A 14,554-nucleotide genomic window follows, 5' to 3' on the forward strand; every position below is an offset into this window, starting at 1 on the left:
CGCCGAGGGATAGCGTAGGTCCATGCAGCTCTTCCGTCTCACCGAACCGCTCGAGGTCCAGATGTACCACGGAGAGCTTGGTGGTGAGCCGCCCGCGGCCGGTGTCCCGTACGTCGCGATCGTCCCGTCCGGTGCGACGCTGGAGGTGCTCGGTGAGGACCCCGATGCACAGGGGTTCGTGGTCGTCGCGCTCCCGATCGACGCGAGCGACGCGCAGACCAGCGTTCCTGTTGGCGACGCCGGTGACCTGATCGACGGAGACGCTCCCTCGGCGGAGGCCGAGATCCTCGACTACCCGACCGCGGACGCTCGCCGACCGGGCGTGTACTCCATGGAGTTCAACTGGGGCCTGGGGTAACCGCAACCCGCCGTTGGCCGTAGCCGGCCACCGGTATCGATGGGCCACCCGGTGTGCGAGCACACCTGCCCCGAGCCGCTGCCGCCCGACGCAGCCGACCGTGGCCCGCCGCGTACATCTGCGGTATGACGATCATCAGTCCTATCGCAGAGACCGCACGCGAGGCCGCACGTGCGAGCGACGGCCGCTTCGCTGAACAGGCGCACACCGAGCCGGACATCTGCCTCAACGCGACCTTCGAGAGCAAGATCGAGCAGCACGATCGCATGGTCCGAGCCGGCGCCCTGGCCACCTCGTACGACAACTCCCTGATCGACGAGTTCGACTTCAGCAACCCCGACCCGTCTGTGGACGACGTCTTCGACGCGCTCGAATCGCTCCCCGCATTCGACCCGGAACAGGACGACCCCACCGCTCCTCGCGCACCCGAGAACCTCGAGGTGATCGCCGCACGCGCCGAGCTCGCCCGCCGCGCAGCCCGACTGACCGGCTTCGCCGGCGAGCTCCGCGCGGCCGAGGACCTGCGCCCGGGCGACATCGTGAACGTCGGCCACATCGTCGAGCACGCCGGCTGGTACAGCGACGAGGAGGTGGCGTGGGCACGGGCCCAGGGCACAGTTGCGATCGCCGAGCGTCTGACCTTCGACGGCGACCGCACGGCAACCGTCCCCGTCTCCAACGAGGGCCGGCGGATCATCGTGGCGGTCCACCGCGAGACACGGTTGCCCCTCGAACATGACGGAGGGCTGCTGTGACAGGGATCAGTTCACGCGCCGCGGCCGCGCGGGAGACCTCGCGAGCATCCGACGGACGCTTCGGAGCGCAGGCTCACTCCGAGCCCGACGTCGCGATCCCCGCCGCGGGCCGCCGGTCTGGTGCGACATCCGACCCGACGGGTCTCCGGCGCGTCTTCAAGAAGGAGCTGAGGACCGACGCGGACCTCGGCCGGGCGATCGCGGTGATGGAGGAGTCCGGACTGAACTTCGCTGCCTACTCACCGAACCCTGAGCAGATCGCGGGGCTGATCAAGGCCGGCATCCATGCGGAACGGTGGCGGGACACACCCCGCCCCGGTGCGCTGAACGAGCACAGCCTGTCCGATGTGAATGGCATGGGCGGTGACGAGATCCGCTCGATGACGCCGGCCCAGCGCCGGCACCTGCACGACCAGGCGACCCGCGCTGCAGAGCGCCTAGACGAGTACATGGACGAGCTCGGCGAGAAGCAGGTTACCTGCCGGGTGTGCGGCACACCGGACATGGACGAGATCGCGTGCCCGAACATCCACACCGAGTGCTTGGACTGCTGCGGCTGCTCAGACCACTGAGCCGCTCGGCGCACTGAGCAGCTCAGCGCGGCTCAAGGTGGACCACGCATAGGGCCTCCGGCGCGCAGTCCTGCACGCAAGAGAGGACCTCCCCATGTCGAAGCGCACGCAGCCCCGCAAACGGAACTGGTTCGCGATCTGGACGGCCGTTGCCGCGTCCGTCGCCGGCATCGGCCTGGTGATCGGGGTCGTCGCGATCAACACGGAGGCGTCCGGCCCGGGCACCGTGCCGACTGCAGACGTTGTGAACGCGGAGACCGGAGCGATCAGCATCGGGACCGGCAAGACGACCGTGGACACCTACGTCGATTTCATGTGCCCGTTCTGCGGCCAGTTCGAGACCGCCTACGGACCGGCCCTCCAAGACGCCGTGACCAACGGGACGATCACGCTGAACATCCACCCTGTCGCCACCCTCGATCACCTCTCCAAAGGCACCGAGTTCTCCACCCGTGCGGCCACGGCGGCCTACTGCGTCGCTGACCAGAAGGGCGAGGGCGTCCTGCCGTTCATCACTCAGATGTTCGCCGAGCAGCCAGAGGAGGGGACGCCGGGCCTCGACGACAAGCGGATCGCGGACATCGCCGGCGAATCCACCGGCGCCGACGTCTCGGACTGCCTGAACGACCGGCCGTACGACCGGTTCGTGCGCCACACCACGTCGCAGCTGCCGACGAATCCGACCACTGGCGGCCAGCAGACCCCGACCCTCGTGGTGGACGGCGAGTACGTGTCGATCACCGGCGACGTGGACGCTGACCTCGTGAGCCGCATCGGCGCAGCCGGGTGAGCGAGCCGCGTACATACTCGACATGACCACGATCAGCGCAACAGCAGAGTCGGCCCGCGAGGCTGCACGCGCCTCCGACGGCCGCTTCGGATCTCACTCTCGCACCGAGCCTGAGATCGGCCTCCGGACCGTCGATGACCTCGACGAGTGGGGCGACCTGGCCGGGTTCATGCGGTCGGCCGAGCCGTTCGATCTGGAACCCGGCGTCGGCGTCCTGTTCCGCCAGCCCGACGGTGCGGCGATCCCCGCCCGGGTGCGCACGATCGCAGGCGACGACATCCAGCTCGAACGTCGCTACTCCGAGTCCCGGAGCGGCGCCGACCTCAGCGACATCGACGACGATGACGAGCGCGCCGTCTGGTACGCAGCCCGCCGCAACATCGAGCGTGACCTCGACTGGGATGACACGGACCACCGTCTGGCCAAGGACGCCGCGAACGCCGCACAGGAGTACATCGAGGCGGTCGCCCGCCTCACGGATGAGGGCGTCACCGAGCTGGGTGAAGCGTGGGCGTCCCTTGTCGAGGATCCAGCGTACGGGGACGCCGACGACCGCGCCGGTGACCTATACGACCGCGTGACAGAGGGCTTCTCCCGGGACATGGCCGTTGACCGCGCTGTGCGCCGCGTGGATGCAGCCCTCGCCGAGCGACTGCCGAGGACCGCCCCCGGGAACCGTCCCGCGAACCACGTGATCAAGAACGCGCTGGTCGCAAAGCTCGCGTACACGATGCAGGACCGGGCCGACAAGAGCGAGCGACTGACCGATGAGCAGTTTGATCTGCTCACGTCCGACGCTGACCGTGTCCTCCTCGGGGGTGCGCGGTGACCGCGATCGGCGGTACCGCAGAGGTGGCGCGTGAGAGTGCGCGCACGCGCGACGGACGTTTCGGCCAGCAGGAGCACAGCGCGCCCGACGTCACCATCCCGACAGCAAGCGCGCAGAGCGCGGGCAAGCACCGTGCGGCCGCCTCGCGGTGGGCCGACAGGATGTTCACGGAGGCGTTCGGGGACGACGCCCAGTTCGAGGAGTTCGTGGCCGCCGGCAAGCTTCGCCGCCCGACCCTCGATGCCGCCCTCCAGGGCAGCGCCGCCGTCGCCCGGTCCCGGCAGCCGAACCGTGAGTACCGCCCGCTGCCCGACTCGGTAGCCGATGAGGTGGAGAGCGCGCTGGAGATGGACGGACCGCTCATGCGCACCGCGATGCAGTTCGCTTACCTGCGCGGCATGAGCAGGTACGAGGGCGACACCCGCGACACCGGCCGCCTGCGGGGCCTGGACGCCGACCTCGAACGCCGCACCGGCGTCGAGGAGATCGACCCGGACCAGGCCGCGCTGATCGCTGAGGACCTCCTGCAGCACGGGCAGTGCTCAGCCCCACGGTTCACAATGCTCGCCCTCGCCGAGCTCGCCGCGGATCCCGACGCATACGCAGGGGTGGGCTACGGCGACACCGCCGACGGGAGCCGCGCCGCCGCCCTCTGGGACGAGCTCCGTGCCTTCGACAACGTCACGCCTGCCCAGTCGGCACGTCGCGACTTCCTGTTCACCTACGCCATCCACGGCGCGGGATCTCCCGCACCATACGCCCGCCCCGCCTGAGCGGGGACACCCAGGCACCGCCATCCGGCGGCGCTTCTCGACCCATGGAAAGGACACTCATGTCGCTCCCCATCCCCACCAACCCCGACAAGGTCACCGTCGTCAGCCCCGCATCCTGCGTGCAGTGCACCGCCACCTACCGCCGGCTCGACGCCAACGGCGTGGACTACGTGACGATCAAGGCGGAGACTCTGGACCCCGAAACCGTGGACGCCCTGCGATCGGCCGGCAAGTCGCAGATGCCGCTGGTCATCTTCCCGGACGGCACGCACGTCAACGGGTTCGACCCGAACACGCTGGACGAGAAGATGCCGGAGCTGCCGCGCGTGAGCGTGGCGGCCTGACGCATAGACCGGCATGGCAACCGTGACCGAACCCCTTGTCCCCGGCCCCCTCTTCCACCGCGCGTACGGCATCATCAGCTCGGCGTGGGCAGACCCCGAGTTCTCCGACTTCGACGTGCGTGCCGAGCAGTCCGCGGCGACCGCGCTGATCGTCCAGGAGCTGTTCGGCGGCGAGCTGCTGCACTCGACCTTCGGCGGCGCCGCCCACTTCTGGAACCGCCTCGACGACGGTCAGGACGTGGACCTGTGCCGCGGCGCCGTCGCCCCCGGCGAGGTGCAGGGTCCGGTCTCAGCGGTCGCCCGCCAGTACGTGGAGTACGTCGCGGGCTCCGGCTACGAGCAGCTCACCGCGGCGCTCCACAGCGCACTGGCCGATGAGCAGGAAGAGGACGAGATCGCGGGCAGCGACCTCGACGGCGCCATCGAGGACATCGACGCTCAAGACTCCGACGAGGACGACGATGAGGCCGACAACTTCTTCGCGGCGGCAGAGCGTGTGCTTGCCCAGGCGAACGAGGAGGAGGCGGCCGAGTAGCCGGCTCCAAGTGCATGAGTGCGGCCCGGTGGACTGTCCACCGGGCCGCACTGCGCATAACGAGAGCATGAACCTCGACGACGCGCAGCGACTCGCCACCCAGATGCTGGACGAGTACGAGCTCACCGGGACCGGGTGGACGTTCGCCTTCGACAACGCACAGCGTCGGCTTGGCCTGTGCCGCTACACCGTGAAGCGCATCAGCATGAGCCGCCACATGGTCGGCGCGGCCACCGAGGACGAGGTCCGCCAGGTCCTGCTGCACGAGATCGCCCATGCGCTCGTCGGCACCGGTCACGGTCACGGACCCGTGTGGATGGCGATGGCCCGCTCCATCGGCTACACCGGCAAGCGACTGGCGCGGAACCCCCACGTGGACGCCCAGCGCAACACTGCCGCGCTCCCTTCTGCGGGTGCCGCGGCACGGCGCCTCCGGGTGGGGGAGACCGGCATCCTGACCGGTGGCGGCAAGTACGGGGGACGTCGGGCACAGGTCACGAAGGTGAACCGGACCCGCTACACCGCGCAGGTCGAGGGCGTCGGCAGCATGTACGTGCCGTTCCCGCTGCTTGTCCCCGCCACCTCGAAGTCACCGGCGCTCGCCCAGGAGGCTGCGGTCCGAGAGCAGACGGCCGCCGCACACACGATGGCGGCGCCCGCCATGCCCGCGCGGGCGACGCCGGCGTCATCACCTCAGGCGCGCACAAGGGACGCACCCTCGTCGTCCACAAGGTCAACCGGACGCGATATGCGGCGACTGTCGATGGGCTTGGCCGGTGCAACGTCCCCTTCGAGATGGTGCGTCCGGCCTAAAGACGGCGGCCCGGGAGTGTGGGGACACTCCCGGGTCGCTCTGGTTCACGCGCTGATCGTCGCCGCGCGCTCGCGCGCGCCCTGTGCTGCCTTCCGTGCCGCCTCGCGCTCCTCGGGCGTGCCCTCGCGCGCCGCACGCTCCGCTTCCTCCTGCTCGCGCAGCCGCCGCGCCTCCGCGTACAGGTGCAGCGAGCGCTCCCGCTCCTTGGGCGTGGCACCGCCCCACTTGCGGTCGATCCGCTCCTGGTAGGTGTACGCCGTCTGCTGAGCGACCTGCGCCTCGCTCCGGCTGTCCGGGACCTCGTCCAGGAAGTCCCAGGTGGCCTTGGAGACCTTCAGCGAGAAGTCTCCGCCGTGCTCGTCGTCACGCTGCAGGACGGCGTAGCTCATGCTGGTACCCTCCGCGTACGCGGTCTTCCCGGTGACACCGCCCTCGGTCAGGATCGCGTACATCGACTCGACCGAGCCGTCCGCCCGCCGCCACCGCTGACCGAGGTCCTTCGCGATCCGGTCACGCGCGGTCGCCGTGATCGCCCCGTCGATGTACGCCTGGGACAGCGCCGAGCCACTCAGCCGGTCCTCACCGATGCGGATCCGCGCCGCCCGCTCGGGCTTCTGCTCCGGCCGCGGTGGAAGCTTCGGGTGCCGGCTCGGGTCCACCACGAACCGGTGAGCCTGTCCGAGCTCCGAGTCCCCCATCCGGGTGTCGTACTCGGCGCTCGGCACGAGGTAGTCCGCCTGAGTGGACCGGTCGCCACCGATCTGCGCCGTCACGACCACCATGTCCGGGTCGGACTCGGCGCGGCTCGCGCTTCTGACGACCGGGTCGGTCGCATGTGTGCGCGCCCATTCCTGCTCGTCCTTCTTGCGGGACTCGCCTGGCTGAAGCTGTCGGCCGTTAGCCTGCTCCCACTGGTCGGGGAACCAGCGCTTCAGCGATTCGTCGGCGTCTGCCCGCACCTGCTCGACGTCGCGCCCGGCGAGGTGAGGCTGCGACAGCCACTCCTCGGTGAGGTAGCGGACGACCACGTTCACCTCGCAGTCCTCCTCGTACCACCCCGAGCCGTTCCGGTACGCGGCGGGGATCACGCGATTCCGCTCCGGGGACAGCTTCACGCCGCCGTGGCTCGGCGTGTCGGCGATCACGATCCCGGGTGCCACATGCTCCACGTGGTCGGCGGTGCCCCACGGCGTGCGTGAGCCCACCGCCACGTTCACCCGCCCCCACCGGCTGGTGTGCCGGTCACACAGGACGTCATCGCCGGTCGCTGGCGCCTCACAGCGCGCGCATCCGTCGACGCTGGATCCGCCAAGAGCGAGGGCGACATCGGGGGCGGAGTGCTCCTGATGCCCGAACTGACCGGTGTGCGTGCGGGCGGACTCTCGGGCGGCGGCCGCGCTTGCGTTGATGTTCGTCATGCCCACGTATGTACGCGGCGAGGCCGCGCCTCGCCACAGACCTTCCGCAGGGTACCCGGCGTACCGCACACCACAGGGCCTTGGTACGGGCAGACCGAGAGGCGATCCATGGCGACCAGCGAACCGTATGAGCCCGAGGCGCTCCGTTCGCTGCTCCTATTCGTCCGGATCAACGGCCGTGGATGGGAGCCGGTGCGCGTCGCTCGGGAGCTGCAGCGCATGAAACCGAAGCTCCGGTCGATCGCCGCGAACCTGAAGACCTCAGCCGATGAGGTGCTCGCCCACGCGTACGAGATCTGGCAGGTGATGCCGGCCAGCATCCTCCTCGACCGGTCCTGCGACCTCTGGGCGTACACGTTCAGCGCCGTGCGCAACACCGTGCGTCGCGAGAAGCACGCGGAGCAGACGATGACCGGCTACCGGAACGCCGCGTCCAAGGGGATCACCGTCGCCCGAGTCTCCGGTCACGAGAGCGCGGGCCTGATCCTCGACCGTGAGGCTGACCTCGACGGGAGAGCGGCCACCGACAGCCCTCCGCCGGACGCCGACTCGGGCAGCGCCCTCGACGTGCTGACCCAGGTGTTCGTGATGGTCGGCATGGCCCCCGACCAGTGCGTCCAGATGATCGACCTGCTCGCCGACACCGCGGACGGCGCGCGCAGCCGGGAGGCATCGATCGCCCGCGCTCTCGCTGCCCGAGACCGAGCACCCATCCCGTTCTCCGAGGAGCAGTGGCGGGGGCTCATCTCGATCGTCTACGGCACCGTGCGCGGCCTGCCGGGGATCGTGCAGCTGACGGCGGACGGGCATCCCGCGCCGTACGTGCTCCCACACATCTCCCGCGCGCTCGACCGGCTCCTTGCAGGGGACCAGACATGAGCGTGAACGTGCGCACCCGCGCCCACAAGATCCTGCCGGCCGCCGCCATCACCATCGGCGAGCGCATCCGCCCGGTCGACGAGACCGCCGTCGCAGAGCTCGTCGATTCCATCCGGGAACTCGGCCTCATCTATCCGATCGTCGTGGACGAGCACAACGTGCTGGTCGACGGCCTGCAGCGGTTGGCCGCACTCGAGCGCCTCGGGGAGACCGATGTGCCGGTCATCGTCGAGTGCTCCGACCCGCAACGCTCCGCGGAGGAGTCGAGGCTGCGCGGCGAGCTGACCGCGAACGGTGTGCGCACCCAGTACACCCCGGTGCAGGCGGCGGCGGCCCGCCGCAGGCTTCGCGAGCTGCGGGAGCGCCCCCGCCAGCACCGCAACGGCACACCGCTTGCCGAGCGCCGCCGCGAGTGGGCGGCGGAGGTCGCAACCGCGGAGACCGGCGTGTCCCGCGCGACCATGGACCGCGTCGACAAGATCGTGAGCGTCGCTCAGGACGCCTCGGCTCCCATCGCTGTGCGCGCGGTCGCCGTTTCCGGCCTTTCCGCGATCGACCGCGACGGCGCACCGGTGAGCCGGGTTCTGCGGGAGGTGGAGGAGGCGCGAGCGTCGCAGGCGGCCATCGACCGTTACCCGGAGCTTGCGACCATCCCCACTGCTGCCGCCCGGACCCGGATGGCCTCGTGGCTTGACGGGCTGGGGGAGGCGCATAGGACCACGCAGCTCGAGGCGATGCGCCGCACGTGGGCCGGCACTGCCGACCTCGCACGGCAGCACGCGCTGGCAGCCGACGGACCGAAGCACCTGACGAGCGCGATCGCCGACGCGAGCGACGCGGTGGACGCACTGGCAGACCTTGTCGCCAGCCAGAACATCAGCGCCGACGTCCGTGAGGACTGGCGTCGCGCCGCCGACCAGCTGCACACGCTCCACCAGCGGATCCAGTCCGCCCTCACCACCACACCTGGAGATCTCCTATGAGTCCCGACATCGACCGCCCCCTCGCCAGGTGCATCTGCGACATCGCCGCGGTGCTGAACGACGACCCCGACCTCTCCGGCGACCTCGGCCCGCTGCCGCAGGATTTCGAGTTCCTCGCCGCAGCCACGAGCCTCGACGGCCAGGGCCTGTTCGAGGCGGTCCTGGGTCCCATGGTCGAGATCAGCCGGCAGGCAGGCCACGACCTGGTCCTCACCGGCTCGGCGTGCGCGGCGATCGACTGCCAGACGTGCGAGCGGCCGCTGGCGAAGCACGCCGGCTACGAACGGCTCGCCGCTCTCCTCGACGACATGGAGGCGGTGAGCGCACTGCTCATGTTCCGTCCCGCAGCCCCGGACGCGGCAGACCCCGCCTCGATTCCCGCGTTCCTCAAGGAGGCGTGAGCATGGCAGTGAAGCCGCTGACCCCGGACCTGCACCCGACCGCCTGGCTGGAAGCACTGCTCGACAATGCGGTCGCCCAGGGCTGGACGGACGTGCAGCTGAACCTCGCGCGCGCCGAGCAGACCCTCGTGATCCGCGCCCGTATCTCCCGCACCATGCGTGAGGTCGCGCGCCTCGAAGGGCGTCAGGCGCTGGAGATCGTCAACCGGGTGAAGGCGGCGTCGGGCGTTGCCACCGGGCCTGCGCAGAAGATCAGCGACGGCCTGTATGAGCACCGGTCCGGCCAGAGCACCCTCGACATCCGTGTCGCGGTGTTCCCCTCGCACACCGGTGAGGCCATCGCCCTGCGTCTGCCGTCGGTGGGCGACCACCCGACGATCGACCAGATCGGGTTCAACGCGCACAACCTCGGCCGCGTGCAGAAACTGCTCGGCATGGCGAACGGGCTGATCCTGATGGCAGGTCCCATGGGTGCCGGTAAGACGACGACCCTGTACGCGCTGATGAGCGAGCTCGCCGGCGCAGACCGCTCGGTGTTCACCGTCGAGGATCCGGTGGAGCGGGCGCTCGGGGAGGTCGTGCAGATTCCGATCAACGTGGAGGCCGGCAACGGATGGCCTGAGGTGCTGCGAGGCCTGCGCCGGTCTGACCTCGAGGTGCTGCTGATCGGTGAGATCCGAGACGGTGTGCAGGCGTCCGCCGCCCTGGAGATCGGCAATGCCGGGGCCCGGGTCATCTCGTCCATCCACGCGAACGACTCCGTCGGTGCCGTCCAGCAGCTGCTGGAACTCAGCGGCACGCCCCCGCGCACCCTCGGGAACCAGCTGCGCGGGGTTATCTCCCAGCGCCTCATCCGCAAGGTCTGCGAGTCGTGCCTGGGCGGCGGCTGCCCGGACTGCGACGGCGTGGGCTACCACGGTGTCCGGACGATCCACGAGGTACTGATCGTGGACGACGACCTCGTCAGCGCGCTGGTCGCGGGGGCCCCCGCCGGCGAACTGCGTCGGGTGGCCGCGGCCAACGGCATGCGGACCCTCCGGGAGAACGCGCTGGAGCTGATCGAGCAGGGCGTGACGACCGAGGAGGAAGCCGACAAGGTGCTGGGCCTGGCGGACCCGGACGATGAGGTCGCCGACGAGTCCGAACCAGAGGCCGAGGCCGAAGCCGAGGACGAAGCCGAGGACGAGCAGGATGCGCAGCCTCAGCCCGAGGTTCGCTACGACCCGCCCGCCGACGCCCGGCCCTCCGAGCGGGCGCTGATCGCCGGCCAGCTCGGCGCCCGACAGCTGCCACCGCCGCCCCCGCTGCTCCAGCCCTCCGCAGGGTCTTCAGCAGCGGCACGCGCGCGGGCCGTCACCACCACCACAGATCGCGAGGGAATGGCATGACCCAGGACCTGGAGAGAATCGTCACGCACGTGCGTGAGACCTACCCGGACGCATCCGACATCCAGTTCGTCGGCGGCGGTTTCGTGTGGGTGCACGAGAACGGCAACGAGCGGATCACCGACATCCCGATCACCGACGAGCAGCTGCTCGGGTGGGGCGAGGCGCTCGTGAAGCACCGCGGTGGCGCCAAGGAGCTCTCGCACGGCGCGGCCGGCACGCTGGAGAAGGCTCAGGACATCGCCGGAGTCCGCCTGCGTATGACCTGGCGCCGCCAGTACGGCGGCAGCTCGGACCAGCGCGGGTACGCCCTGAACGTCCGCATCCTGCCCCAGAACCCGCCGGCCCTGTCCAGCCCCCGGTTCCAGTCGAACCCGGTTCCCGAGTCGCTCGTGCAGATGGTGCTCGACAGCACCGATGGCCTGATCCTGGTCGAGGGGCCTACCGGCTCCGGTAAGTCGACGCTGCTGGCGGCCCTCGTCAACGAGGTGAACGTGACCCAGCACCGGCACATCTACACGGTCGAGGACCCGATCGAGTTCGTGCACACCTCGAAGAAGTCGCTGGTGACCCAGCGCGAGGTGTACACCGACACCTCCTCGTTCCATCAGGGCCTCATGACCGCCAAGCGCTCCAAGCCGGGCATCATCCTGCTCGGTGAGCTCCGCGACCCGGTCACCATGCGCGCGGCCCTCGAATCCGCCGGCGAAGGCCACCTGGTGCTCGCCACCTCGCACGCCTCGGCGGTTCCGGAGGCGATCGCGACGTTCGTCGGAGCGTTCCCGTCCGACGAGCAGAACGAGGTCGCCCAGCGCATGTCGGTGTCGATGCGCGCGGTCGTCGCCCAGAAGCTGATCCCGTCAACCGACGGGCGGGTGGTCCCGGTCCGCGAGATGCTGACGATCGACGACATCATCGCCTCCAAGCTCCGCGACCGACAGGGCGCGCCCGCATTCCGTGCCGCGCTCCAGGGGTCGGGTACCCGTGACAAGGCCGGGTCGTTCTCCCGCGACGATGACCTGTACAAGCTCGTCGAGCAGGGTCTCACCACCCCGAAGACTGCGGTCAAGCACGCCATCTCCCCGGAGGAGGTCCGGCAGAAGCTGCTGCGGAACCGACTGGCAACGGAGGCGGACCTGTGAGCCCGCGCGACCACCTGCTCGCCGACCTGCCGGAGAACGGTGCGGACCTCGCCGCGGCCGAGCAGCTGGACATCATCTTCGTCGGCCGGGACATCGACCCCGCCGACCGCGATGGGCTGATCATGACGCGTCGTGAGTGGCGTTCTCTGCACCTCACCGACGCGCGCCGCCGACGCGGCTTCGGCCTGTTCGGCCAGACCCCGGGCGCCGCAGCCGGAGAGGCCGAGCAGCCGGAGGACGTGGTCGAGGACTCCGAGCCCATCGTCGAGGCGGAGCCGCAGGCGGAGGAATGGGTAGGCGGCGACACCACCTACGTCGAGCGTCAGCCAGGCGTCGGCGAGGGCAACGTCATCCCGAAGGACTTCGAGCTCCCGCAGCGCGAGGAGGCGGTCAACACCCGGGAGATGAGCAAGGAGGAGCTCGCCGAGTACCGCGCGCAGAAGAAGAAGCTGGCAGCGGACGCGAAGGCGACCAAGGCCGCCAAGCGGCAAGCCGACCGCGAGGCCTCCGAAGAAGAGCGGGTCATCGAGCAGGACCGGCGCGCCCGCGAGCGCCGCGCCAAGAAGGTCGCCGCGTTCAAGGCGAAGGCCGCCAAGCGCCGTGATGCGATCCGCAAGAACGGCGGCAAGCCCGGGTTCTGGCAGGGGCAGAACAAGACGAAGCCCCTCGATGTGACCAACGCCGTCCGCGCGCTTGCAACCGTCCTCGAGACGAGCACCGGCGAGCTCGAGCCCATCCGGGCGATGGCCGAGGAGTTCGAGGGCACCCTCATCGGCGACTCGTTCGACCGCATCCTCACCCGGATGGTCGAGGAGAACATGACCCTTGTGGAGGCGTTCGCTCCCGAGACGCTGTTCCCCGACGTCGTCCACAACATGCTCCGAGTCGGCTCGAAGACGGTGAACGCCGGCGCGTCGCTGCGCACCGCGGTCGATCTGATGGACGCCGGCGACGACAACATGCGGAAGCTGCGCGGGGAGCTGATGGAGCCGATCTCCGTCGGCAGCCTGTCGCTCGCGTCCCTGTTCGGAACCTCCTACTTCGTAATGCCCGCGTTCATCGACATGTACGACTCGCTGGACATGGATGTGCCCCCGGTGTCCGCTGCGATCCTCGTGCTGAGCGACGTCACAATCTGGGTGCTCGGGATCCTCGCGGTTGCCGTGGGCGTGACGACCGCCTGGTGGTTCATCCAGGGACGGAAGAGCATCCCCGTGCGGGTTGCGTTGGACCGCTGGGCGCTGCACGCGCCGCTCATGGGCAAGATGATCCAGACGAACGTCACGCACCAGATGTTCAACATCCTGTACGCGTACCTCTCGGTGGGCGGCAGCGAACGTGAGGCGCTCATCGACACCGCCGGGGCGATCTCGAACCGCGCGGTGAAGCGGCATCTGCGGGCGACCGCCGACGGGCTGCTGCGCGGTGAGACGACGTTCGCGGAGTTCCTCGACTCGGACATGTTCCCCCCTCTTGCCCGGAACATCCTCGGCGCCGGCCAGCGCTCCGGGCAGACGCTCGAGACGCTCAAGTCGCTGGAGACCACCTACGCCCGCGAGGCCGGGGTCGCAGCACAGCAGGGCATCGCACGGGTGGTCGGGCTTGTCACAGGCATCTCGTCGATGATCTTCGTGGTCGTCGTGACTATGGTCACCGTCCCGCCGCTCGAGATGTTCGGTTCGACGCTGAGTTACGGCGGGTGACGCTTCCCCCACGCCTGTAGGGCGGTCGCGGGGAATAGGGGCAGGACGGTAGTGGTGGCCGTCCTGCCCCACTTTCATGTGCCGCGTATATCTCGGATATCAGCCGCGCGAGCAATTCGAGCTAACGCACCTCAAAGAGGTGTGTTTTGTGTCCCGCCTAGTGCTTATGGAGACCCGATCTCCCCTCACCGCACAAGCGGTGAGGCACATTCTTGAAAGGCCTGACACATGGCAAACCCCTTCCTCGTTCTCGGTGGCGTCGCCGTCGGCATCATCACCGCCGGCATCGGCGTCCTCCAGGTCCCCGGCTGGATCCACTCCGCTCAGGACTCGGCGGCCCAGAACGACATCGAGCAGGTCACGATCGCCGAGTCGGCCGCACTGACCACGGCCGGCCACGTGATCCCCGACCTCGACAAGCTCAAGACCGGCGCCTACACCGACGGCTCGGGCAAGGACGCGAACACCGGCGTGAAGTTCACGCAGTCCAACGGCGTCAAGGTCTCCGTCCCGAACAACGGCAAGGACAAGTACGCCGTGGTCGCTCAGTCGGCCTCGGGCAACTACTTCGTCCGCGTGGACGGCGGCAAGATCCAGAAGTTCGAGGGCGACACGGCCAAGGCCGACGCGACCGCCGTGGTCACGGACGCCGGCCTCACCTGGACCGACCCGGTCGAGGCCAGCTGACCCGACCACCCGAACCCGAGAGGGCCGAGCATCGCGCTCGGCCCTCTCGCTGTTCGGTGGCGACCCGTCGCCCTTCGCAGGGTATGCGGCACCCCCACTTAGGAGTCTGTGATGTCTGCGAATCCGTTCCTGATCCTCGGCGGTGTTGCCGTCGGGATCATCACTGCCGGTATCGGCGTGCTGACC

General features: G+C 69.4%; 16 protein-coding genes and 1 pseudogene. 16 read left to right on the top strand and 1 reads right to left on the bottom strand.

From position 1 onward, the window contains the following. Nucleotides 1-22: 22 nt before the first annotated feature. From AC3RX1_RS17030 to AC3RX1_RS17070, 9 genes and pseudogenes are all read left to right on the top strand, one after another. Nucleotides 23-358, top strand: a complete 336-nt coding sequence (locus tag AC3RX1_RS17030; RefSeq protein WP_491502398.1) for a hypothetical protein — start codon at nt 23-25, stop codon at nt 356-358. A gap of 125 nt (nt 359-483) precedes the next feature. Then, nucleotides 484-1,113 carry a hypothetical protein gene (locus AC3RX1_RS17035; protein WP_491502399.1) on the top strand — a complete coding sequence of 210 codons (630 nt, stop codon included), beginning with the start codon at nt 484-486 and terminating at the stop codon, nt 1,111-1,113. Then, complete coding sequence (locus AC3RX1_RS17040) at nt 1,110-1,685, top strand: hypothetical protein (protein ID WP_491502400.1); 576 nt, start codon at nt 1,110-1,112, stop codon at nt 1,683-1,685. Before AC3RX1_RS17035 ends, AC3RX1_RS17040 begins: the two co-directional genes overlap by 4 nt. 94 nt (nt 1,686-1,779) lie before the next feature. Next, nucleotides 1,780-2,475, top strand: a complete 696-nt coding sequence (locus AC3RX1_RS17045) for a DsbA family protein (RefSeq protein ID WP_491502401.1) — start codon at nt 1,780-1,782, stop codon at nt 2,473-2,475. 22 nt (nt 2,476-2,497) lie between these two features. Next, a complete protein-coding gene (locus AC3RX1_RS17050; RefSeq protein ID WP_491502402.1) occupies nt 2,498-3,304 on the top strand; it encodes a hypothetical protein in 807 nt (268 codons plus the stop codon). Continuing rightward, the gene (locus tag AC3RX1_RS17055; RefSeq protein WP_491502403.1) at nt 3,301-4,077 is read left to right on the top strand and encodes a hypothetical protein; all 777 of its coding nucleotides are present in this window, start codon (nt 3,301-3,303) and stop codon (nt 4,075-4,077) included. The genes AC3RX1_RS17050 and AC3RX1_RS17055 overlap by 4 nt, the downstream gene beginning before the upstream one ends. Before the next feature lie 59 nt (nt 4,078-4,136). Continuing rightward, the gene (locus tag AC3RX1_RS17060; RefSeq protein WP_491502404.1) at nt 4,137-4,421 is read left to right on the top strand and encodes a glutaredoxin family protein; all 285 of its coding nucleotides are present in this window, start codon (nt 4,137-4,139) and stop codon (nt 4,419-4,421) included. Between the two features lie 13 nt (nt 4,422-4,434). Continuing rightward, entirely contained in the window at nt 4,435-4,956 is a 522-nt protein-coding gene (locus AC3RX1_RS17065) for a YunG family protein (RefSeq protein ID WP_498239668.1), read from the top strand. A 103-nt stretch (nt 4,957-5,059) separates the two neighbouring features. Further along, nucleotides 5,060-5,299: pseudogene (locus tag AC3RX1_RS17070) on the top strand (SprT-like domain-containing protein); the annotation flags it as partial. A gap of 515 nt (nt 5,300-5,814) precedes the next feature. Here AC3RX1_RS17070 and AC3RX1_RS17075 read toward each other — a convergent pair. Continuing rightward, nucleotides 5,815-7,188, bottom strand: coding sequence for a DUF7007 domain-containing protein (locus AC3RX1_RS17075; protein WP_491502406.1), 1,374 nt, complete (start codon nt 7,186-7,188; stop codon nt 5,815-5,817). Between the two features lie 108 nt (nt 7,189-7,296). Here AC3RX1_RS17075 and AC3RX1_RS17080 point away from each other — a divergent pair, with 108 nt between their 5' ends. From AC3RX1_RS17080 to AC3RX1_RS17110, 7 genes are all read left to right on the top strand, one after another. Next, nucleotides 7,297-8,067 carry a hypothetical protein gene (locus tag AC3RX1_RS17080; RefSeq protein ID WP_491502407.1) on the top strand — a complete coding sequence of 257 codons (771 nt, stop codon included), beginning with the start codon at nt 7,297-7,299 and terminating at the stop codon, nt 8,065-8,067. Next, a complete protein-coding gene (locus tag AC3RX1_RS17085) occupies nt 8,064-9,050 on the top strand; it encodes a ParB N-terminal domain-containing protein (RefSeq protein WP_491502408.1) in 987 nt (328 codons plus the stop codon). The genes AC3RX1_RS17080 and AC3RX1_RS17085 overlap by 4 nt, the downstream gene beginning before the upstream one ends. Beyond that, nucleotides 9,047-9,451, top strand: a complete 405-nt coding sequence (locus AC3RX1_RS17090) for a hypothetical protein (protein ID WP_491502409.1) — start codon at nt 9,047-9,049, stop codon at nt 9,449-9,451. The genes AC3RX1_RS17085 and AC3RX1_RS17090 overlap by 4 nt, the downstream gene beginning before the upstream one ends. 2 nt (nt 9,452-9,453) lie before the next feature. After that, on the top strand, nt 9,454-10,839 hold the full coding sequence (locus AC3RX1_RS17095; RefSeq protein ID WP_491502410.1) for a GspE/PulE family protein: 1,386 nt from the start codon (nt 9,454-9,456) through the stop codon (nt 10,837-10,839). Continuing rightward, entirely contained in the window at nt 10,836-11,978 is a 1,143-nt protein-coding gene (locus tag AC3RX1_RS17100) for a type IV pilus twitching motility protein PilT (protein ID WP_491502411.1), read from the top strand. The genes AC3RX1_RS17095 and AC3RX1_RS17100 overlap by 4 nt, the downstream gene beginning before the upstream one ends. After that, complete coding sequence (locus AC3RX1_RS17105; RefSeq protein ID WP_491502412.1) at nt 11,975-13,681, top strand: type II secretion system F family protein; 1,707 nt, start codon at nt 11,975-11,977, stop codon at nt 13,679-13,681. Before AC3RX1_RS17100 ends, AC3RX1_RS17105 begins: the two co-directional genes overlap by 4 nt. A 228-nt stretch (nt 13,682-13,909) precedes the next feature. After that, nucleotides 13,910-14,368: a hypothetical protein gene (locus AC3RX1_RS17110; protein WP_491502413.1), complete on the top strand. Its 459-nt coding sequence runs from the start codon at nt 13,910-13,912 to the stop codon at nt 14,366-14,368. The last annotated feature ends 186 nt before the right edge of the window (nt 14,369-14,554 follow it).

It is taken from the genome of Microbacterium altimontanum (genome assembly GCF_058349865.2).